Consider the following 20,415-nt stretch of genomic DNA (forward strand, 5'->3'; position numbering starts at 1 on the left):
CGAAACCTCTTATTTTATTTTCTTGCAACATTGAAAATATGGGAGTAAGACCGTTTGAAACCCAGCCAATGAAAAAAGCCCGTAAAAAGCTGGAGGACTTTAAACGGGCTGGTTGAGCCTTATCAAGGGCTGAAACAACCCGACATTATTTTCCTCCAAAAATATTATCGGATGTTCTTTGGTAAAACAAACTTACGATTACATATAACCGCAGCACAAAAAACTAACACCGCAAATTCCCCAACTTTTGCACAGACAAAAAAACCTCCGTTGTAGAAACAACCGAGGAAATTAACCAACACTGCATAAAAATGTATATAATGAAAAAAGCGACCGCTATAAAAATAGCGGCCCTTGGATTTGCACGGATGATGGACTTGGACTGATCAATATTTTTCCTGTTATCAAAATTCCCCCTGTAGAAACAGGGCGATTAATATTTCACCCTCAATGAAAAACAGAATTATAAAACAGGTCGTTTAAGTTTCCAGTACATGGCGTTCAGCTTGAAATCATAATCATCGGTCTTCGTTGCCGTGTTTTGATGATATCCAGCTCCGTTATATTTTTTGGCAAAGGTTGTCCAATCTCTTTTTTGTAGTGCTTTATCAAGGCCCCAGGATAACAGCAGGTTGGAAAATGCTTTCAAGTGAAATGCCTCTCCCTGCTCATGTGCCTGGGTGAATTCGAAAATGTGATTGTAGCCTGCAGCCTTATGGTTGAATCCCATGATCTGAAATTTTCCGTAACTGGCGGACAGGTGAGCAATCTTGATATCAACCTCGGCAGCTTTCATCAGGCGCGGCCATTGTTCACTGTTCTTCCCGTAGGGAAATGTCATCCACTTTTTATACAACACTTTTTTCAGGTCCGGTTTCGCGGCCAGGATCTCGGCCGGGTTTTTCCCTGCCTTTTCAAGTTCCTTCCAGAAGATATGCGGCTCGAATAAGATTTTCACCTCCCCAGTTGGTAAAAAACCGGAGCCGCCGGATTCAACTGCGGCCACGGTTTCAATAACCAATGGTTCGCAATTCAGGATCTCGGCGGCCTCGATGTAAGATTGTTTGGATATTGGGCTCATAAGAATATCATGAGGACGTTTAGCACTACTATTGCACCGATATAAATGACCGCCCACGTCTTTCCGTTGTAATCGAAAAACATGTCCTGGATGCGATCAATAACGCTTGTCGTTGTTTCACTGATCCAGAAAGGCGGCTTTCCCCTGAATACATTCAGAGCGATATCAAAAACCAGTTTCCTTTCGACGAACAACAACACGAAAAGAATTATATCCTTTGTTATGATCGTGGCAATTACCACGGCGGCAAGATAACCGGCAGCCCACAATGAATGAACGATGGGTTTGTTTTCCCGGATCAGCTTTGCATGATACCAGGCCATTGCGATGTTTATGAGGACAAATAATAGCTGTATCATGATTTTTTCCTTTTATATCCGAAAGCAAACATTGCAATGGCGCCGGCCGCAAGCAATATAAGTCCCGGAAAGAGAATGAATCCTGCCGCATCGGCATGGCTTTTAATTGTTGATTCCCACATTTGCCAGCCTGCGATAGTGCCAGCGATACCGAGCACGAATGCCAGTACTGAATAAAAAATCGGGTTTTTCTTTTCTACGTCTTTGTTGAATTCCATGATTAAAGTTTTAGAGAGTTTTAAATTAATTTTTAGAACGATGTTTTTTTGATTTGTAGAGGGATGGATTGTTGCGGCATTTTTTCCTGTACTGTCTTTGGTTCAGAAATCTGCCAGGAGGATTGCGCCAGCCGAGGAAATCACCATTGGTATTGACCCGGATTTCTTTCGAAACTGTTGGTCGAATATCCTTGTGAGTGACTGCTTCCTTTGTTGCGGTTGGTGCGTTGGAAGTCCTTGCCTGACTGGTTCCCGGAGCCATTAGGCCCATCATTGCGGTGAGTGCAGCGAGTTTTGTAAATGATCTTCTCATTGGTTTTTTATTAGGGGTTTAGGTGTTGGTTTTAAGCTGTATTTAATTGAATCGCCTGTAACTGAATCAACCCGGCAAACTATATAGCTCACTTTCTTCCCTTCAATCGGCATTTGCTTCAGGCATGATTGCAGAAGCGTTATGTAACACATGAACAGGAAGACGGCGACTAAGTATTTCATTTCGTTATTCGGATTTCTTTTTTACCTAAAAAATGCTGCAGGCAACAAACAATGAAAAAGAAGATGGCCAGGTACATCCATATTTTTTTCCAGGTCACGTTTGTATGCAACTCCTGAGCAACTTCATCGAGCTTTATTTTGAAAACTTCCGTCTTCGCAGTATTCTCGATTTCATTTGTAATGATTGAGTCCTTACATGGAATGATCTGGCGTTGTAATTCGGCTGCAATAGACTTTCTGAGTGCTATTATATCAACCTTAGGCACCGACGCCAGTTTCGCCTGTATTGATCGAACAGTCGCATTGCATTCGATTTCCTGCAACTCGCCTTTTGCCACCAACTCAGTAACAAATTCATCAACTGCATCGAGCGAAAGATTTCGTTCCTGAGCGATCTTCACCCATTTTTCCGCATACTGGCTTAATGAGTCTTTTACCCTGCGGGCCTTAGCAGTGTCTTCGACAACAATCACGGTAGTTGATTCCTTCACCGGGTATTCGGTAGCGCAGTAAGCGGAAGAAACATTTGCATGGTCCTTCATATATTTCACAGCCTTCCGTTCAGTTATGCAGGATGAAAAGCAGATCAGCAGCGATATGTACAGAAATAGTTTATTCATTTTCGTTGGCTATAAGGGAGATTATTATAAGAAAGGAAATGAACGCAAGCCATGGTATAAGCACCCACCAATCGGCAAAATGAACGGAAGCAGCAACCAAAATGAACAAGGTTATCATTCCCGGGATTGACCAGATAAAATTCCATATCGCTCTTAGTCCGTTTTTCATGGCTTAGGTGCTACGTCCGAAACTTTTGTAATTGGTTCATCTGTGTTTGCATCGGCGATGTTTGTTTTTACATCAACGATGCTCAGAACCTTTTTTTCGTAGGTGCTGAACTTCGCCATTATGGTAGCTGATCCAATTGCACCAACAGCGGCGAAAAACCATTTAACCGCGTTTAATATTTCAGGCTTCCAGTGAAGCAACTCATTCAGTCCAACGATGAGGGCCAAGCCGAAAATTTGATTTCCGACGATGATGTTCCATTCCTCTTTCCAGTATTCTTTGAAACTGAACTTAATATTTGCTGCTGCATCCCTTTTTTTCACCGAGGGAATTTTTAAAACAAACAAGTGAAGCGCCTGGCCGATGACATACATTAAAACGCATTGGCAGTATAGAAATAAGGTCATAGGGTTTGGGTTTTATTTTACGTTTAAATAATACTGTTTCGTTTGTTCCTCCATTTTCGTCATCCGAATCCGCATATCAATCAGGTCCAGATTCAGCCGTGTGACTGTAACCTGTAAGGCACTTACCTGCTCAGTTCGTGATTTATCCCTTTCCTCCATCTTAGCCATGAGCTCACTCATCGCGTTGATCTTCGTAAATACCCCAATAATAAACGCGGCAATGACAGTCATTACAACAGTCTGGTAATGTTTTTCGAAGCCGCTTGCTTTTTCTACTGTCATCCTTTCTGCCATTGTTTTATTGCTGTTTTAAATGATTGGAGATATTTTACTACCTCCAATCATTTTCCGTAATTCAGTTTTCTACGGAAGGGTTAGGGATTTGGGTTTTCATAGGGATATATCTTTAATCACTGACTGAATACCAGTTGGTGCCGTCACTCATGAATCTTAATGTCTTGACCGTGTTTAAAGAATATGGCAAGGTTTCCGATGTTGCTGCTGTCACGTAAAGACTTCCCGAAACCGTTGTCACTTGCAAAGCGAATCCTCCAGGATCTCTCAGATATATTTGAATCAAATGGTTTGGTGCCAATGCGGCCGAAGGCAGTGTTATAGTTCGATTTGCGGTTAGTGTGCTGTTATACCTCACGTGAGTTATGCTGTCAATGACAGTATAATCAACATCGTTGATGACCTTTAAATTCGTTGGGGAAATTCTCTTTGCTCGGCCAACCTGATCAACACCCACAAATGAATTCCCGGTGCCTGCAAGTCCGGGGTGCAACCAGGATGTGCTATCAATTAGCATCATTCTTTTGGACGAACCAAAGCCAGCCAAAGGCCCGTGTGTTCCCCAAATTTCCAAACCCGAGCGGCCCTCAGAAAGTATAATGCCACCACCTTTGAACGGGTTGGATGGATTTAACTGTTGATAGTATCCAAGTGATATTCCTCTCCTGGTTGTTGACGTGTTACTCGCTGGAATACCTTTAATTAATATCCTTGCTGATAAATCGTTTACTGCATCAGCATTTCCTGGTGAGCCTAAACTGCTTATTTCCAGCGCAGGACTCAGAGGAAAATCAAATCCTGGAATACCAGAGTTTGGAGGATTAAAGATTGTAGGACCATAAACATTTAATGCAAGAGATGATACTTTTTTAGTATTGATTGAATCCGGTATCAAAAGATTCTTAGCCGTATCATATGACAAACCGTTATCTGATCCAACCGCGCCCGCAACATTTATCAAAACGCTTCCGTTTACACCTGGTGCAGTGATATCGGTTGAATCGACAGCCCCGCCTCCTGATAAGAACATGAATCGATCAACACCGGCATATCTCATATAGATTGAGTCCGTACCCGGCTTTTTATATAGTGAATCAGCAAAGTGCTTTACGTTAATTCTGAACGGTGTTGTGGTCGTTCCAAGTCCTTCGGCAGTACTATTCTGTCCGTCAGCCATTGCGACGAGTGCAGGGCTTCCAGAGGACAATGGATCGCGGAAAACAAAGTCACCGTATAAAACGGTTCCTGAATTTTGTGTACCGCTGAATCCAAGTAGCTTGCTAACATGTAGCCCGGTTAACCAGGATGGATTGCTATAAGTCCCCGCAGTTGTAACAACGGGATCTGTTATGCCGTAACCTGCAAGGGTTGTTGGCCTGGATCCGATTTGCGCAAAAGTATAATCACCGGCCTGAGCCGAGATAGCTCCTATCCTTCCAAATACATTTGTAACCGGACTCGAACCCCCACCGATGACAATGGTATCGCTTCCGCCGCCTGTCGTATCAATGATAGTGGTAGTTCCACCACCGCCCATCTTTACCCAGGCCCCGCCGTAATAAACTTTTATTGTACTATCGGAAGGATCGAAATAAATAGGAACGGCGTCAGCGGTATCCAAAGCCGGTGGCATTACTTTCGGAATACCGAAGGCGCCGGTTACCTTGAACCGGTTGTATTCATACCAGGTTGAAATTTTCTGATACTTCTGAGCCGAAGCGAAAAAGGAAACGAGAACCAATAAAATAGAAAATATTTTTTTCATTGTTATGCTTTGACTGTCCATAATACTCCGATGTTAGCCATCCGGGTTTCACTCCCTCCATAAGATCCTGTTGTACCGAATGGTGTTTGAGCCACATAGTCAGGAGTTCCCGCTGCATCCGACATGGATTGCAGATTGTTTCGTGCATAGCTGTGAGTGTGGGCAATAACTTCATCAGCCTGAAATCCACCAGGACGATTTGCATGCCTTTCCGGGTCGCTTCCTGTAGCTGTTTTCAAACCTCTTAATGCTGAGTTCATCAGGTTTGGCAAACGGAAATTTGTTGATCCATCGCCCTGGCTGAAACAACCCTTGAATGGATGGAATACAGTTCGACCTGCAACCGTTACACTTTCAGTTCCCCAAACTGAATCGGTAACCAGTGAGCTTCCGAGAGTTTGAACCCAATCCCATAACCTTGGAAATTCAGCACGACCAACAAGGCCACCATCGCAGAGAAATTCGCCGGTTTCAATTTTATAAGATGCTTGAATTTTACCAACGTCTTTCCAGTTTCCTGAATATTGAATTGGTACATACCCCGCGACATCTTTATAAAGCCAAATCGTTTCGTTAGGGCCTATATAAATCGCGTCTTTTGCCTGATTGTTGGTATAGATATATTGGCCGCCCTGAGTCATTATCTTCGTTTGAATCGGGCTTCCTAATAAACTCTCAAACGGTATGATCGTATGATCCGGAATAGTGCTCAGGTCCGGGAGAGTAACCGAAATAATACTGCCGCCATTCCGGATCTGCATTAACTTGTTAACATGATTGGCCGCAGTCATAGTGAGATTTGTGTTCACTATAACGGCACCGTCGATCAATGCGCCGGTGCCGTTTCCGGTTCCACCGCCACCCGCGCCAGGTGTTCCACCTGCCAGGGTATAAACGTTTAATGAAAATCTTTGACCTTCAAGGAGCGTATCGCCGGGAATTATTATTTTGAATCCACCTGTAGATAGGATCTCGAAATCTGTTGACTCGATAAGTGCGCGGCCATCTCTTTCCAGATAAAAGGATTGGTTTGCGAGAGCAGGTATAGAAACGATTACGCCACCCGCCTCGGCCGCTGTTACATCATGAATTACATATTGGCCATTGATAACGGGCTGAACAATTTGACCGTTGCCACCAGTGCCGAAAAAGGCCATTATGGTTGTCAGGTCTGCATGACGAGTTTTATTGTCAGCGGCCTGCCAGACGGGAATTTTATCAAATGCCGTTAGGTTAACCGCTTGATTTAGTTCTGGTATTCGTGCCGTAACGTGTGGCTCTGACATAGCGCAATATTACCTGCCAGTATCAAAGCGGTCTGCGATTTGATTATAACCTCGGGGAATATTATAATTTAAACTTTCCTATACACCTTGCCGGTTGCATTTTCCACAACAAGTTGAGTGAAACCTGTCATTGTTGAGGTCGTTGGCACCCCTGTAGGATCAAAGGCAATTGTACCCTGTTTTATTCGGAGTTCACCAATTACGTTGTTATTTAAAGTAGGGTTTGTTTGCAGGTATTTATCCAGGTCGATAATATCCCTGGTGTTTGCATTTTGCCCATTTATAACAAGCTCGATTTTGCCGGCCGTAATCAGGTCCGCAACCTCGACAGTGATTTCAAATTCATTTACAATCTTTCGGGTCGTTGAGGTAATTCGGATTTTTCTTTGGAGCCCAAGTTGGCTGTCTGTAATCCAAATGAGATCCCCGATCTGAGGAGCCCGGTTCAATCTCCTGAGGTAAACAGGATCGAAGACAACGGTGTATTTTTTCTGAGGTACGGAGATATCATTAAGCAATTTTGTCGCCGCTGCCAGCAGTCTTGTTTCGGCATTGGTGATATATGACGGAGGCATGAGAATGTCGGTAAATACGTAGGTATCTCCGATCGCAGGCCGCATTAAGTTATTCGGCACTTCCAGCGCCGCCTCATCCCGGTTTAAATTAATATGAACCCTCTTAAAAACGTGTTCATACTTATTGATATCGAATGTATATCCGGAAAGCTGTCCGGTGTTAAAGGTGACTTTTGCGGACATTCCCGGTATCAGGTATGCATTAAGATCAAAATCAATAGAGCCATCACCAAATTCAAACGGGTTCAATAAATTTACCCCGCTCACCGTTCCGGTCCTCTGCGGATAGATATCATCAAATATTTTAGTAAACTCTATTACCCCGAATAGACTTGTATTCTTTTCAATGTAATCGGCTCCCCCTGGTAGTTTCAATCGCTTTGTGAAATTCTGATATTCAGGAGGGATGTTTTTATCACTTCCATAAGCATATAACCTGGTAACGACACTGGATCCATCGGAAGGAGGTTGCGCGGTTATTTCATACAATCCGTTTCCTTTACCATGCTTAGAAGTAAATCCTGTATCTCTTTGCTTTTTGGCAAGGTGAATCGTTGTGCCTATCAGCCAAAATTCAGTATTGAAAGCCTCCGCAATTCTTCCCAGGGCGTTGTAACAATTTTCAGCTGCAAATGTCAGTAGCTTATAATCCGTGGGAATAACCTCGCCCAAGGTATATGATGTATCAATGCGCTGCAGGTTAGTTACAAGCAGATTCATAAAATCCTGTGCATTACCCATCAGGGAAAAATCTGTTTCCTTCAACGTGTTATTATCTCCCAGGAAAAGGTAATTACACCGTGCAAGGAGTTCACCCTGAGAAACCATTTCCACCTGATAGCGAAAATGGAAAACGCTTAGTTTCGTTACGTAAGGCTCGGAAACCAATGTATATTTTTCACCGAAGACATGGCAATAGTCATTTATTTTAAACTCCAAGTGTCGGCTATCTTCCCAGGAAAGGGTAATTCTGTTGGCTCCCATTATTGCCTTTGTTTGCCCCGACTGATCATCGGGCTTCACTGAAGCAAATAACTGTCCGTTACCCCGGTATATATCTACTGATTGCATAGTTTGGAATTATGTAACGAGGTAGCGGCCATCCTCGTCTATGATAAATGTGGTTGAACCTGTTACGCTTGGAGCGGTCTCAGTAAAAACGACAGTAAATCGACATACCACCTTTTCACCTGCTCCAACTTTTACCCTTGTGAACCGGCTGAAGTTGTTGCACTCTTTATAAAAAACATGGTAATCCTTATCAAGCTCAGTAATATGTATCCGTCTCAGTCCCGGCTGCTTCATGAGATCCAGGAAACCGTCATATTTTGCCCGGAAATCGGCTGCGCTTTCCGCCAGCGTAACAATGGTGAGGGTTACATCCCGTTCCTTAAAAAACACCCTGGAGAGATCAACATCTTGCCCATCGGAATCAAGCCAGTCATGGGTAATACTTTCCTTTTTGGCGGGGTATTTTAAAAAGCTATCGCTTCCAGATTCAACGATCATGGCAAAGACTGTATAAAGGTCCCGACCGTCAATACTATAGTGGCCTGCTAAGTCCATAAAAGAATTTTAAGGTTTGATTTTAATACCGTTCAATTTCAGGTCACCGAGAATTTTATAACTCAGTTCTATAAACGAAGTATTGTACCGGATATCATTTAAGGTGGTCAATTGTTGGGTTGCAACCTGTAATTGACTGAGTGCTGTAACTCTCAATCCCCCGAATTGCCCCGCGATCAAATTTCCAGTCTCTTCTGACATTTGACTAAAGGCCCCTACAAGCGCATTTGGTGAATTTTGATTTTGTTGATTGTTTCTCCTAAATACATCAATGTTGAATTGCCCTGCGGCCTGCTGAGCGGCCTCCAGGTTAGCGTTGAAATCTTCCGTTAATTCCTCTGCCTGGGCAAAGAACCGACCGAAATCATCAACCCATGATCCATCACCGCCGAAGTCAAATGATTTCATCATATCGTCTTCCAAACCTTTGAAAGCTCCACTGAAAACTTTTGAAAATATAAGCTGACTGAGCATATCTTCTAAGGTTTTCGAGACGCTGTCACTGAAAGCCTTCGCAGCACTTTCGCCAGATTTGAACGCATCGACCAAGGAAGTGCGGAGAGTGCTTCCGAGATTGCCTGCAAGCTCTGAAATAATACCCTTCATGTTTTCCTTAGCTTCCTGTATCTGCTCAGTCCACTCAATTGCACTTTGTAAAAGTTGCTTTGTTTGCTCATCAATCAGGCCCTGCTCGACCAACGATTTTGCCAGCTCAACATTCAATTCCTCCCATCCATTCGCGGCCACTTTTATGAGTTCCGGATATTCAGCGAGGAGAGGTCCGAAAACGTCCTCTTTCTTCATACCGCCGAATAGTCCAACCAGGCCACCAACGATACCGCCGACAACGGCACCGATTGCGGTACCAATAACCGGTACAACTGATCCAATGGCGGCTCCTGCGGCAACACCCGAGACGGCTCCTTGTCCCACTGCACCCCAATCAACCGCGTTTCGCTGTCCGAGCTTGGCCTGTCCCTCCGCAAGCTTTTTAAGTGTCTCCTGATATTTTTCGGAGGCATCGCTGAGTTTTTTGAATCCGTCAACCATCCGGCCCTCGAAATCTTTCACGAATACACTTTCTGCCAGTTGCGATTGAATTCCGAGCTGATCATTCAGCAGTAAATTATACTGTTCCTGCTGACCAATGATTGAAGCGTAATATTCTTCTTCTGCCTGTTTCCTTTTATTCGCGGCATTTATAACCAGTGCAATCAGATCCACGACGGCACCAATACCGGCAGCGATTTTATCTCCCTGGGTTGCTGTCTTGGAAAATGCAATAGTGAGTTTATCGGTTTGTGAAGTAAGCCCAACTAATAAATCGCCCATGATAGACAGGTCGCCGGTAGCCCCCTGCAATGCCTGTCCGAGCTCACCTGCGAGATCTGCGAATCTTGCGAATGATTGCAGGTCGCCATCTTCCAAACCGTTCGTCAGCCCGGTAAGGTCTGCCTGAAGTTGTTTGTAATAATTTGTTTCCTTGCCAATTTCTTCGGCCACCACGGCCATATATTCCCGAAGGTTTTTAATTCTCTGCTTTATAACCTTCCTGCCAACACCTTCAATATGTTCAAAAAGTTTCTGGTATTCTTTGGAGCTTTCGGCAAAAGTGATTTTCGCATCCTGTAATTCTTCGTCCCTTTGCTTTTTTAAAATCGTTTCCCTTTCTTCCAGATCTTCATTGGCGCCGGATTTCCGTAGGGCTGCAAGATCTTTCTGATACTGTTGCTCTATCTGTTTCCTCCTGCCGTTGAAAGTGATCGTTTTTTCAATTACCTCCTTTTGCTGCTTAACAACCAGTTCGGCCTCATTACCGAGCCGGTCCTTCTCGGCATCGGCCAGGGCCTTAACAAGGAAATCCTTTTTGATAACTGCACCAACACCAGTTCCCTTTGAAACCAGTGCAAGCTGAGTTTTTATAAATTCGATGTAGTCCTCATATTCGGCAGTCTGGAAGTTGGTAAGTTCCTGCGCCTTGTCCTTTCCAACATCAAGTTTATATTCTTCGAACCTGTCGAAAACATCTTTGGTCTGCTCGATGAATTTTTTATATTCCTCAGCTTCGTTTTTCTCCTTTTCATTCCCGACCTGTAAACCCCTTGCATTTTCAATCCTTTGCAGTAGTCCACCTTTTTTATTTCCGTCGATTTTTAATTCTTCGACTTTCTTTTTCAGGGCATCATATCTGGAATTGATTCGGTCAATCTCGCTGTCAGCAGTTGTAAGGCCCGCGCGGGCGGCTTCACCTTCGGCCTGGCTGATTTCCTCCAACAATGCTTTCAAATCGTCCAGGGTGTCCTTCATCTGCTTTGCCGAGCCCTTGCCAGCTTTCTTGCCTGTTATACCTTCCAGCTCGGTTTCGAGTTTCCTGATATCAGCTGTAAATGACTTGTATTCCTTTCCGGTTTGAGATACTTGATCCCGGCGATCTTGCAGTGCTTTTATTTCTTCCTGAATAACAGCAACGGTTCGCTTTATTTCTACTTGCTTTCCACCCTCGGCAGCTTTTTGTTTGTCCAGATCCGCACGGACTGACTTTTCAATAGCGGCCGATTGCGCATCAAGTGATTTGATATTTTCGTCGAATTCTTCACGAAGCTCCTGAATAAATGGATCGCTCTTTTTCAGTGCTTCCTTATAACTGTCAGGCATGCCGGCAATACGTTTTTCAATCGCCTGGCTGAGTTTCGTTTGAGCATCTATCCTTTCACTTTCAATCTTTACCAATGCGCCCTCAGCGGCCTGCGCTCTCGCTTTGCTGCGGAGAGCTTCAACATATTTTCTTATCAGGTCAACACCTTCCTGTGTTTTCAGGTTTTCAAGTGTGAGGCCATTCAGATATTCAGGAGCCGTTTGAATTGCTTTCCTCAGTGCTTCCTCTCTGGTTTTCCGGGTCTGGTTTTCATCCCTGGCAACGACCAGAAATTGTTCGACCTGAACTTTTTCCTTGATAATATTCTTTTCGGCTTCTGCATGCATATCATTCAGCCGTTCCTGCGCCTGGATGGATGAATCAGCAGTTTTATTGAAGATAACCAGCGCCGTAACGATTGCAGCAATACCGGTGGCGGCGGCCACGTACGGGTTTGAAAGCATTGTTGCGTTGAGCAGCTTCGTGGCACGCTCACTGATCACCATGGCCTGCCATTTCAGTGTTTCGGCAGCAGTGTACTTCAATGCTTTCATCGCTGCAAATTCGTTTGCGATAGCGGACACAATAAGTGCCGCTCGATATGTTCCATAGGTAAGAACTAATACCTTCAGAATGTCGATAACGGTCTGGTAATTCTCAACCAGGTTAATTGCCCCCTTTATACCCGATGCAAAAATTCCTTCATTATCTTTTCCAATATCATTCAGCATAACCTGCCAGGCATCGCCGAGCCGTGCAAGCAATCCGGTCAGGGTTTTCGATTGCTCCTGCATAAGGTTGAAAAACTTTCCACCTTCACCGGTTAAGTTCTGGAATGCTTTTTCAACCTGGGGGAAACCTACTTTGCCAGCCTCAACTAATTTTGTGACTTCACTTGCGGAAACCCCTAACACCTTCGCCAATTCCTCATAGATAGGAATACCGCGGGCGGCGAATTGACGTATGTCTACTGAATACGCCCGGCCCTGGGATTTAAGGGTGCCGTATAAATAAACTATGTCGCCAAGAGGCGCGGAAACGCCTGCAGCAATATTGCCGAGTGTGTTCAGGTCCTTCGTCATGGTTTCAACGGCGAAGCCATAAGCCAGTAATTGTTTTGCACCCTGAGCCACTTCGCCAAGACTAAAAGGGGTTGCCGCGGCAAATTCAATTGCCTCTTTCATCAGCTGATCGGCTTTCTCCTTACTGCCGAGCATGGTAGTGAAAGCAACCTCCAATTGCTGAAACTCACCACGGACCCGGATCAGATCAGATACGAATTGTTTGCCCGCTGTTAAGCTCAGATAACTACCAATGGCAACCGCCGCTTTTTTACCGAACTTATCAATCTCGTCGGCAGCGGTGTTTGAAGTTTTTGCCAGGGCATTCATTTGGGCCTCCATCCTTAAAATGGTCTGCTGAAATCCTTTATCGTCAATACCTGCTGTCCATCTTAATGATCCATCGGTCGAAGTAACTGGCATATTGAAAGTTTTTTAGGGTTTGGATTCAGGCGCGGTTTCTCTCGGTCCGAGAATGCTTACACCCCGCACAAGTACAATAGATTTAAGAAAATTCGGAAGGTCCATCATATCAACAACGATCTGATAGAGGTTTGATAATTCCTCAGCAGTTGTATTTTTCATTAGCTGATTCTTCAACTGCCTGCGCTTAATACCTGGGAATCGTTCTGCCGCAATAGCAACGACTTCGGCCATTTTATCAATATCTGCACTCGCTATCGAAACACTGAAAGCAACTGTAGACGCGTTGGGCTCCCTTACTGAAGTGGATCCGATAGTCATCAGGAGATTCGATATTGCTTTCAAGTTGGAAAGTGTCAAGGGTTCAAAATTCAGTGCCCTCTCAAAAGGAATCGGTTTCCATAAAGTGAAAATATTTCTCCTGGTCCCTTTCAGAATAAGTTTTGTTGCGGTTGGTGCTTGTAATTCGTTCATAGTTTTATCCAGCTATTTTTTTAAATGCTCTGTTCAATGAGGCTTCGGCATCTATCGAACTGCCGGTTATAACATCAAAGCCTTTGGCCTCTACTGCCGCCGCGTATTGCATACCGGCAACCCCTATAAGTGCGTAACCGGTTGCGAATTCATTTTTCATAGAGGCGATTACCTTTTTTGCTTTGTTTTGCCCAACATCAGTACCGGCGAAACTTCCGAAAATCTGCTTTCCGTTTTTAAGGATAACATAACCAATCGAGCCCCGCAGATTTCTTGTCCGATCCTTATATGTGTTTGTGCCTCTGGCGTCCCGTACAAATTCCTCACCGACCTGCTTCATTTGATCAAGGATAACCGTGTTGAAGGCATCCGTTTTCTCTTGAAAGTATTTCCTGAGGCTTTTGCCGTTAAAGTTTGGGCGCATGATTATTTGTTTGCAATTCCAAGAAAATCGGCCAGATCCTGAACTCCTTCAACCTCGGTTCCATCTTCCTCCCTGCCATTTTTTTTACTGGATTCATATTTCGGTACGGTAGCAGAAAGCAGCAGAATATTTGCGTATGACATTTGCCACATGATCTGATCCCAGGTACATCGAAAATATTTCATCAGGCCGCCGATCGTTGCCCATAGATTCCCGTTCTTTTTTTTATCGTCCTCATCTTGCTCCTCTTTATTATCCAGTTTATAAAATTTCATGAATTTTGAAATCTCAATCTGGTTTATAATTGTGATTACGATATCGGATAATTGTGCAGGCGCTAAATTGTTTTCAATAAGGTCGATCAGCGATTCGGCTGGGGCCTCCTTTGTGTTTGTGAACCCTATCGCTGCAATTTCTGCCATGGCCCTGGAATGCTTTCGTATTGAATCCAGCGAGGCGTTTATGATTCCCTTAATCGGAACTGAAGTCATATCCTGCAAATCGACCAGTATCCGAGAGATCCTGACAAGGGATCCCATCGACAAGGCTTTTACCTCATAATCCTGGCGAACCGCTTTCCTGAACCAAAACCGACGTTTCTTATACGTCGTAATTGTAACCTTTACAGGTTCGCCCAGGAGAGTGTTTGCAGATTCTTTATACATAATAAAAAGGCCCATTGAAGGGCCTTTTGTTTAATATATGGTTATTGGATATTACGCATTTTCGATTACCAGTCTTGACTCACCAACCTTGGTAGGCTGAAGAATTGAAGCCGTGATATCGATCTGAGAAAGTGTATCCCTCTTAAATGACATATTGAGAGCGGCAGTAACCTTCGCCCGGGCAATCCTAAGCTTTCCACCCTGTTTCCACTCGACTTCAATTGAAGCCTCGATTTCAGGGATTGAATCAGGGGCTTTCCAGAGTTCACCGGTACCGCCAGCGGCAGCTACAATAGTTCCACCGAATAATTTCTCCAGGGTGGCCGCATCATTCGCATAAGTTGACCAGGCCAGGTTCATTGAATCGGCTTCTGTTTTGATACTCATTACCGGGGAATCTGATTCCTCGATTTTGAAGTCGGTTGTTTGCGCCTCCTCAGTTGTTAATACTGCGGTTCCTGCAACGGTATCGCCAACAGCGGCAAGCGATGTACCCATACCACCGTCACCGGCAACATCGCCCATCTTGATATTGACAAGACCTAATTTATATTTACCCATTTTAAAAAGGTTTTAAGGATTGAATGAAAAAATGTTTATTCGGATATTAGAAATGTATTCTTGTGTTCCTGGTTCTTCGAAATTTGATTGCTGCCCAACATGGCAGGAGAAATCATTAGACGCATAATCTTCGAGCAGAGGGATAATCAGGTTGCTAACAGCTTTCAATTTTACACTATCCGGAGACGATATTGAAGGTTGCCCCACAACATTTATCTTTAGATTCGGGCAGTGAAAATTTACATTTAGCACCCCGCGCTGAAGCTGTTCATTTGAAACCACCAAAGAGTTAATAACGATATCCTGTTTTAGTGATCCATCCGGCCTTTTATACTTATAAATCCCTCCGTTTATAGAGGTCTTCAAAGCAGTACTGGCGTTTAACCTGGTCCAAACAAGATCGACAAACTCAAATGATGTCTTCATATTATCCCAACTGTCTTGAATTTCCAATCCAGATCCGGGCATTTAACTGCCCTCGGCTGAACTGTAAACATGGCCCTGAAACAAGCACAACACCATCGGCGTTAGTGACTGTTATTTCCTCCCCTACCTTTATTAATCGCACCGATAGATGGCAGTAAATGATTGCCTGTACCTGAATCTTTTTGCCGTCAGTTCCTTCAATGTAAGAGGTCCGGGATTGAACCTCAGATCTCCCATAAAAAGCACATGACTCAGGCGTTCCAGTTGTAACCCAATCGCCGGCTCCGTTTTGCGTAGCTGTCAACGGCGTTACGACTTGGATGATATCAGGATACTGCTTTACCACTTCCTTACCTCCCTAACTTCTCGCTTCGGGTTTAATGTGCCTGTAACATCAGTGCGATCATACTTAGCAGCAAGTAAAAGAAGCCTCGATTTCAGTGCAGCAGAATTTTGCTTTACCGAATAACCACCCTCAGTAATATCCGGAGTGATCCAGATAGCGAGCAGAACATCTATAACAGCCATTTCAATCTTGGCAGAGTCCGCTTTCCTGTAGTTGGTTGTTCCAACCAGGTCATTATCGAGTAGAACCTTATCAATGATATCATCATTGACCGGTATTCCTACTGTGCTGACCAAGGCTTCTTTTATGTTCATTTATCAAGGAACTTTATACTATTAGAAAACGGCAGTCAGGATATGAATGCTGTCGATTGAATCAATCGAAGGGAACGCATTCCATTCTGCTTTGGTCCACTCCTGGAGCGGTTCGTTTTCGTTCCATTTTGAAATCAAGGCACTTCCGAACTTCGCATAAGAAACGTTTGCGACTTTGTTCAGTTCCTCCATTGCATAGGCATTCTTGATTGTACCAAGATTTCCGGCAGGGATGAATGATGCCTTGTTGTCATTGAACGGCCTAACGACTCCGATTACTCCGTCGCTTTCAACACCGAATACCTGGTCAACGATTTCGACAACCGGCAACCTGTTAGCTGAAAGGAATGTATTCACATTGTCAAGGGTTGAAAGTGCAATCGGGTTGAATCCATTACCGAGTTTACCGGCATAGAAATAACCTTTCATGGTATCAATTACCTCAACTGCTTTATTGAACTTATTCCAGAGCGAATCGCTCATCAGGATTTTTGAATAAGTCACGCCTCTTGCTTTTCCGAGTGCAATAACAGCGTTGATATCCGTGAGCGGGGTTGCAGTTGCAGCGGTTGCCCAGGTAAATGCCGCATTGGTTTTATTCGCTGACGGCATCAACAGATCAATCGGGTTCGCCAGTACAATACCATCAGGATTGGTTGCCACGCTAAGGCTGATGAAACCGGTAGAAATTGCCTCAAGGGTCATCATGTCAATACGCTTGTAAGCGGCGTTACCAACCTTCTTCGTATCGTTCCAGATATAATCAAGGATCTGATTTTTCTTGGCGGCCGGATCCAAAGAAAGGGCCTCCATCATCCTGAACTCTCTCAGGTCGCTTTCCTTCATTGCAAACATTTCTTTTACAACAGGAATTTCGCCTGAATATTTGGTCAGGTCCGGTCTGCTTCGAAGCGGTGTTTTGGAATCACGATCAACAACAGAAGCCACAGCTTCAATTCTGCTCGCGCCGACAACGCTTGTGAACGTTAGCGACATTTGAGGTGCCGCAATGTTGAAGTAACTCGGAAACCACAACGGGGCGAACCGGTCATTTCTCGAATCGATAACTAGCTGCAAATTTTCGCTGTCTGCGTAGTCACCGAATATGGATTTTAATTTTGCCATAATATTTGTCCTCCTTTAGGGTTGGGGATTAATAAGAGTTAGAGAATTGGATTAACGAAAGCGCGGTTTTAACCGAAGCCTGCTGAGCGAATGTTCTGCGGGCGTAGATAGTACCACGGATTACAACAGACACCGAATCGGTTTTGCCCAATTCATATTCATCGTAAGTCAATCCGTTTGGAGTGTACATCAATGCGGCAGCACTTGCACCGGTAGCACTTGATTGAAACAATCCAGCACCAACAGCGGCAGCGCCAAGGGTTGTGCCGACAGTCAGGGTATCATATAAGGTCGATGTTGTTGTATCAATCGCGGTGATTGCATACGCAGCACCACCAACAACGCGAGCCAGATAATCACCTACCTTGAAGCAATGGTTTTTCTTAACCTTGTAAGCCACTGCGGCCCCGCCTGCAGCTTCTGTTACCTCTGCTGTTTTCAAAACTTTTGCAAGCCTGGTGGCCTCATCAAAAATAACCGGGGTTCCTGCCGGGAGATAATGCGTAAATCCGGTGATACCAGTTGTATCAAGACCTAAACCGCCTTGTACTGTTTCAAAAACTTTCTGCCATACTTGCAATCCGCTTTTTACGGAGCTAGTTGTAGGTTGTAAACTCATAGGGAGCGAGTATTAAAATTTTATAATATTGTTTAAACCTTTGCGGCTGGCTGCGGTTGAGCAGCCTTAGCCCAATTCTGAATGTCACTAACAACTACTTTCTTTGAAGCATCGCCACCCGCACCGGCTAATGGTTTTCCACTTTCAACAAAGCCCTGGTTAGCCAGTTCTTGTTTTGTCGTTAACCAATCGGTTTCAATCTCAGCGACTACGGCATCGAACTGATCCTCACTCTCGGGTGTTCTGCCTTTGAACAGGTGAGCAGGGATCTTCTTTTCAGCAAGCGTTTTATTCAGCTTTTCAGCTAATGCGGAACGCTTTTCCTTTTGATCCAATTCAGCAAGTTTGCGATCAATTTCGGCCAGCTTTTTTGTCACTGGATCGGAATCGTCGGCACCCTGATTTTGATTTGAATCTGTCGGCTTCGGTTTGTTTTCAGCAGCCCATTTTTTTTGTGCTGTTGTTACTCGCTCATCGCCGTCTGACTGTAAAAGAGCTGCGTAATCTTTAACTGAGATGGGTAGCTTTTCGAGTTCGTTTATAGCGCCCTCAATTGCGGTTTCTTCTGTTACTGTGGCGGCTAGCTTTTCCGCGATAAGTCCCAGAACTTTTTTCGACAGCCCTAAATATTTTTTATTCAGTTCTGCCAGAATTTTTTCCTTCATGTTTCAAAGAATAGTTGAATGATTCGTGTGAATGATTTATGAAACGTGAAATTGCGGACAATAAGAAACAGGTGAAAGTCTATGATTATAATGTCGGGGAACATTATAATGAAAGGTATGTGCGCAATGAAAAAAGGCCCCACTGGTTAGCGGGGCCTGGCAATTCTTTTGCAATAAATATTAGGCGATGTCAGATCGTGCATTGATATATGCAATTGCCGCATCTTCCTCCCTACTGAATCGGCCAAGGCCTTTGGACTTTCCGTTTATTCGAATATGGGCCTGCCATTTGTTGCGCTCGGATGACCAGCTCACTCCGGAATACTTGGAGGTTTTTCGTAAACAAAGGCTACGCTTAACGGAGTTTGACCGGGATGGTAAAAGCTGAAGGTTTGACAGGACGTTATTTGCTTTATTGTTGTCAATGTGATCAACTTCAAATCCTTTGGGAATAGTTGGATTAATAAAGCACTTATACATCGTCCTGTGAATGGCGATTGTTTGTTTTTGACCACCTCCGCCTAATGTGACTTGAAAATATCCGTCAGCAGTCTGGTTTTGGTTTAAAACCTTGCCTCGGATAAATATCTTTCCTTTGCAAATCTTTCGGTAAGTATAATGGTCGGAGCTTCGAACTCGGCCGGTAGATGAAATTTGGTAAAGGCCTGCATTGCCGGGAATGTCTTTCCATTCTTCAATGGATTCAAGTAAATTTGTCATTGTATGTTTGATTTGTCGTTATTTCAAATATACAAAATGCCCCTGTTGCAGCGATGTTTCAGGGGTTATTTTTTCGACAATTGATTACCAAAATATTTCTGATTGTAATCGAAAACATAGGGCGTATTATTCCAACCTTGAATACGCTCGGCATTCTTTGAAGTCCATTGCTGGGTTCGCTCCGGAATTGTCGATATATACTCAACCGTTGGCTTTTCTTTTGTCGAACCCAATTGATAATCCAGCATCTTGTCACGCGCATCCTGAGGTGCAAGTATTGGAACTGCAATACATCTGCAGAACGGGTGGAAACCTGGGAAAAGGAAATCTTTAGGATATCGGCCAACTAAGGAATCACAGATATCATAAACCGGATGGTTATTCGAAAGTTTTATTTCAATACCTACGACAAACCATAATTTTTGCCAGCGTTCAAAATCCTGGTGCTCATAAGCAAGGTTGGTTTCGGTAGCCGTCAGTCTCAGGGCATTTTTCTGCGGAGATTTATAAACGCCTCTGCCGGGTGTCTCGGAGCCCTCACTGTTTCGGAGATTCGATCGCAGGGTTTTTGCAATCTTTCTGGCAGGTGTTCCCTCCTTCATTTGAGCGACGAGGGTTTTCTTGATAGTCGCTTTGTATGAGTTTGACAACTTCCAAACCCGGGGAGAAAGCGATCGAGCATTAAAATGGGATCCAAATTTATCGGCGGCCTGATTTATCGGAGTGCCTGGAGGTCGGCGACCACTTCCGCCCGCGGCTGCCTGTATTATACGTCTTGATGGCGGCTTTTTACCGCCCCCGAAATATGATTCAGTGATCAGGTCATTCTTTTCATCAGCGAGCCGTCTTGCCCTGTTTATTCCATTCAGAATAACATTCGAGGCATTTGCATGAAAGGTGGTTGTAATCCTGTCAATACTTTTTTTAACCTCGAGCGGAAGAAATCTATTTTTAAGTAGTTTCTTTTTTGCCGCCAGGTATGCGATTTCGGTCGATCCCTTGTCCATAAGCGCCATGACCTGCTCCATGATCTGTAAGGCGAGAAAACGATTTTTCCGCTCATAAATCAGGATCAGTTCGGGAATGGAGTATTTTTTTTCGCCAGGCATTACGGATTCACTT

Annotated in this window: 23 protein-coding genes; all 23 read right to left on the bottom strand. The window is 44.2% G+C overall.

Annotated elements, in window-relative coordinates; genetic code table 11:
* Window positions 1–463: 463 nt before the first annotated feature.
* Window positions 464–1,081, bottom strand: coding sequence for an N-acetylmuramidase family protein (locus ACX0G7_RS09560; protein ID WP_458923233.1), 618 nt, complete (start codon window positions 1,079–1,081; stop codon window positions 464–466).
* Entirely contained in the window at window positions 1,078–1,440 is a 363-nt protein-coding gene (locus tag ACX0G7_RS09565) for a hypothetical protein (RefSeq protein WP_458923234.1), read from the bottom strand. The genes ACX0G7_RS09560 and ACX0G7_RS09565 overlap by 4 nt, the downstream gene beginning before the upstream one ends.
* Complete coding sequence (locus ACX0G7_RS09570; RefSeq protein ID WP_458923235.1) at window positions 1,437–1,658, bottom strand: hypothetical protein; 222 nt, start codon at window positions 1,656–1,658, stop codon at window positions 1,437–1,439. The genes ACX0G7_RS09565 and ACX0G7_RS09570 overlap by 4 nt, the downstream gene beginning before the upstream one ends.
* 25 nt (window positions 1,659–1,683) lie before the next feature.
* A complete protein-coding gene (locus ACX0G7_RS09575; protein ID WP_458923236.1) occupies window positions 1,684–1,971 on the bottom strand; it encodes a hypothetical protein in 288 nt (95 codons plus the stop codon).
* A 178-nt stretch (window positions 1,972–2,149) separates the two neighbouring features.
* Entirely contained in the window at window positions 2,150–2,773 is a 624-nt protein-coding gene (locus ACX0G7_RS09580) for a hypothetical protein (RefSeq protein WP_458923237.1), read from the bottom strand.
* Between the two features lie 165 nt (window positions 2,774–2,938).
* Entirely contained in the window at window positions 2,939–3,349 is a 411-nt protein-coding gene (locus tag ACX0G7_RS09585; RefSeq protein WP_458923238.1) for a hypothetical protein, read from the bottom strand.
* A 12-nt stretch (window positions 3,350–3,361) separates the two neighbouring features.
* Window positions 3,362–3,643, bottom strand: coding sequence for a hypothetical protein (locus tag ACX0G7_RS09590; protein ID WP_458923239.1), 282 nt, complete (start codon window positions 3,641–3,643; stop codon window positions 3,362–3,364).
* Window positions 3,644–3,755: 112 nt separating this feature from the next.
* Entirely contained in the window at window positions 3,756–5,408 is a 1,653-nt protein-coding gene (locus ACX0G7_RS09595; RefSeq protein ID WP_458923240.1) for a hypothetical protein, read from the bottom strand.
* Window positions 5,409–5,410: 2 nt separating this feature from the next.
* Complete coding sequence (locus ACX0G7_RS09600) at window positions 5,411–6,694, bottom strand: hypothetical protein (protein ID WP_458923241.1); 1,284 nt, start codon at window positions 6,692–6,694, stop codon at window positions 5,411–5,413.
* 68 nt (window positions 6,695–6,762) lie between these two features.
* Complete coding sequence (locus ACX0G7_RS09605) at window positions 6,763–8,340, bottom strand: phage tail protein (protein WP_458923242.1); 1,578 nt, start codon at window positions 8,338–8,340, stop codon at window positions 6,763–6,765.
* 9 nt (window positions 8,341–8,349) lie between these two features.
* Complete coding sequence (locus tag ACX0G7_RS09610) at window positions 8,350–8,835, bottom strand: hypothetical protein (protein WP_458923243.1); 486 nt, start codon at window positions 8,833–8,835, stop codon at window positions 8,350–8,352.
* Between the two features lie 9 nt (window positions 8,836–8,844).
* Window positions 8,845–12,954, bottom strand: coding sequence for a tape measure protein (locus ACX0G7_RS09615; RefSeq protein WP_458923244.1), 4,110 nt, complete (start codon window positions 12,952–12,954; stop codon window positions 8,845–8,847).
* Window positions 12,955–12,966: 12 nt separating this feature from the next.
* Window positions 12,967–13,428 carry a hypothetical protein gene (locus ACX0G7_RS09620; RefSeq protein ID WP_458923245.1) on the bottom strand — a complete coding sequence of 154 codons (462 nt, stop codon included), beginning with the start codon at window positions 13,426–13,428 and terminating at the stop codon, window positions 12,967–12,969.
* 4 nt (window positions 13,429–13,432) lie between these two features.
* Window positions 13,433–13,852, bottom strand: a complete 420-nt coding sequence (locus ACX0G7_RS09625) for a hypothetical protein (protein ID WP_458923246.1) — start codon at window positions 13,850–13,852, stop codon at window positions 13,433–13,435.
* A gap of 2 nt (window positions 13,853–13,854) precedes the next feature.
* On the bottom strand, window positions 13,855–14,532 hold the full coding sequence (locus ACX0G7_RS09630; protein ID WP_458923247.1) for a hypothetical protein: 678 nt from the start codon (window positions 14,530–14,532) through the stop codon (window positions 13,855–13,857).
* A gap of 36 nt (window positions 14,533–14,568) precedes the next feature.
* Complete coding sequence (locus tag ACX0G7_RS09635; protein ID WP_458923248.1) at window positions 14,569–15,078, bottom strand: hypothetical protein; 510 nt, start codon at window positions 15,076–15,078, stop codon at window positions 14,569–14,571.
* A gap of 12 nt (window positions 15,079–15,090) precedes the next feature.
* Window positions 15,091–15,504, bottom strand: a complete 414-nt coding sequence (locus ACX0G7_RS09640; RefSeq protein WP_458923249.1) for a hypothetical protein — start codon at window positions 15,502–15,504, stop codon at window positions 15,091–15,093.
* Window positions 15,505–15,843: 339 nt separating this feature from the next.
* A complete protein-coding gene (locus ACX0G7_RS09645) occupies window positions 15,844–16,164 on the bottom strand; it encodes a DUF6706 family protein (protein ID WP_458923250.1) in 321 nt (106 codons plus the stop codon).
* Window positions 16,165–16,185: 21 nt separating this feature from the next.
* Window positions 16,186–17,289 (bottom strand): major capsid protein, encoded by a 1,104-nt coding sequence (locus ACX0G7_RS09650; RefSeq protein ID WP_458923251.1) that lies wholly within the window; start codon window positions 17,287–17,289, stop codon window positions 16,186–16,188.
* 28 nt (window positions 17,290–17,317) lie between these two features.
* Complete coding sequence (locus ACX0G7_RS09655) at window positions 17,318–17,908, bottom strand: hypothetical protein (RefSeq protein WP_458923252.1); 591 nt, start codon at window positions 17,906–17,908, stop codon at window positions 17,318–17,320.
* A gap of 32 nt (window positions 17,909–17,940) precedes the next feature.
* Entirely contained in the window at window positions 17,941–18,573 is a 633-nt protein-coding gene (locus tag ACX0G7_RS09660) for a hypothetical protein (RefSeq protein ID WP_458923253.1), read from the bottom strand.
* 180 nt (window positions 18,574–18,753) lie between these two features.
* Window positions 18,754–19,293 carry an NUMOD4 domain-containing protein gene (locus tag ACX0G7_RS09665; RefSeq protein ID WP_458923254.1) on the bottom strand — a complete coding sequence of 180 codons (540 nt, stop codon included), beginning with the start codon at window positions 19,291–19,293 and terminating at the stop codon, window positions 18,754–18,756.
* Between the two features lie 65 nt (window positions 19,294–19,358).
* Window positions 19,359–20,402, bottom strand: a complete 1,044-nt coding sequence (locus ACX0G7_RS09670) for a structural protein (RefSeq protein WP_458923255.1) — start codon at window positions 20,400–20,402, stop codon at window positions 19,359–19,361.
* Between the last annotated feature and the right edge of the window lie 13 nt (window positions 20,403–20,415).

This window comes from Flavitalea antarctica (genome assembly GCF_054461535.1).

Excerpts from the sequence above, each read along its gene's own strand:
- ACX0G7_RS09560 (WP_458923233.1), bottom strand. The coding sequence starts at position 1,081 with ATGAGCCCAATATCCAAACAATCTTACATCGAGGCCGCCGAGATCCTG.
- ACX0G7_RS09565 (WP_458923234.1), bottom strand. The coding sequence starts at position 1,440 with ATGATACAGCTATTATTTGTCCTCATAAACATCGCAATGGCCTGGTAT.
- ACX0G7_RS09570 (WP_458923235.1), bottom strand. The coding sequence starts at position 1,658 with ATGGAATTCAACAAAGACGTAGAAAAGAAAAACCCGATTTTTTATTCA.
- ACX0G7_RS09575 (WP_458923236.1), bottom strand. The coding sequence starts at position 1,971 with ATGAGAAGATCATTTACAAAACTCGCTGCACTCACCGCAATGATGGGC.
- ACX0G7_RS09580 (WP_458923237.1), bottom strand. The coding sequence starts at position 2,773 with ATGAATAAACTATTTCTGTACATATCGCTGCTGATCTGCTTTTCATCC.
- ACX0G7_RS09585 (WP_458923238.1), bottom strand. The coding sequence starts at position 3,349 with ATGACCTTATTTCTATACTGCCAATGCGTTTTAATGTATGTCATCGGC.
- ACX0G7_RS09590 (WP_458923239.1), bottom strand. The coding sequence starts at position 3,643 with ATGGCAGAAAGGATGACAGTAGAAAAAGCAAGCGGCTTCGAAAAACAT.
- ACX0G7_RS09595 (WP_458923240.1), bottom strand. The coding sequence starts at position 5,408 with ATGAAAAAAATATTTTCTATTTTATTGGTTCTCGTTTCCTTTTTCGCT.
- ACX0G7_RS09600 (WP_458923241.1), bottom strand. The coding sequence starts at position 6,694 with ATGTCAGAGCCACACGTTACGGCACGAATACCAGAACTAAATCAAGCG.
- ACX0G7_RS09605 (WP_458923242.1), bottom strand. The coding sequence starts at position 8,340 with ATGCAATCAGTAGATATATACCGGGGTAACGGACAGTTATTTGCTTCA.
- ACX0G7_RS09610 (WP_458923243.1), bottom strand. The coding sequence starts at position 8,835 with ATGGACTTAGCAGGCCACTATAGTATTGACGGTCGGGACCTTTATACA.
- ACX0G7_RS09615 (WP_458923244.1), bottom strand. The coding sequence starts at position 12,954 with ATGCCAGTTACTTCGACCGATGGATCATTAAGATGGACAGCAGGTATT.
- ACX0G7_RS09620 (WP_458923245.1), bottom strand. The coding sequence starts at position 13,428 with ATGAACGAATTACAAGCACCAACCGCAACAAAACTTATTCTGAAAGGG.
- ACX0G7_RS09625 (WP_458923246.1), bottom strand. The coding sequence starts at position 13,852 with ATGCGCCCAAACTTTAACGGCAAAAGCCTCAGGAAATACTTTCAAGAG.
- ACX0G7_RS09630 (WP_458923247.1), bottom strand. The coding sequence starts at position 14,532 with ATGGGCCTTTTTATTATGTATAAAGAATCTGCAAACACTCTCCTGGGC.
- ACX0G7_RS09635 (WP_458923248.1), bottom strand. The coding sequence starts at position 15,078 with ATGGGTAAATATAAATTAGGTCTTGTCAATATCAAGATGGGCGATGTT.
- ACX0G7_RS09640 (WP_458923249.1), bottom strand. The coding sequence starts at position 15,504 with ATGAAGACATCATTTGAGTTTGTCGATCTTGTTTGGACCAGGTTAAAC.
- ACX0G7_RS09645 (WP_458923250.1), bottom strand. The coding sequence starts at position 16,164 with ATGAACATAAAAGAAGCCTTGGTCAGCACAGTAGGAATACCGGTCAAT.
- ACX0G7_RS09650 (WP_458923251.1), bottom strand. The coding sequence starts at position 17,289 with ATGGCAAAATTAAAATCCATATTCGGTGACTACGCAGACAGCGAAAAT.
- ACX0G7_RS09655 (WP_458923252.1), bottom strand. The coding sequence starts at position 17,908 with ATGAGTTTACAACCTACAACTAGCTCCGTAAAAAGCGGATTGCAAGTA.
- ACX0G7_RS09660 (WP_458923253.1), bottom strand. The coding sequence starts at position 18,573 with ATGAAGGAAAAAATTCTGGCAGAACTGAATAAAAAATATTTAGGGCTG.
- ACX0G7_RS09665 (WP_458923254.1), bottom strand. The coding sequence starts at position 19,293 with ATGACAAATTTACTTGAATCCATTGAAGAATGGAAAGACATTCCCGGC.
- ACX0G7_RS09670 (WP_458923255.1), bottom strand. The coding sequence starts at position 20,402 with ATGCCTGGCGAAAAAAAATACTCCATTCCCGAACTGATCCTGATTTAT.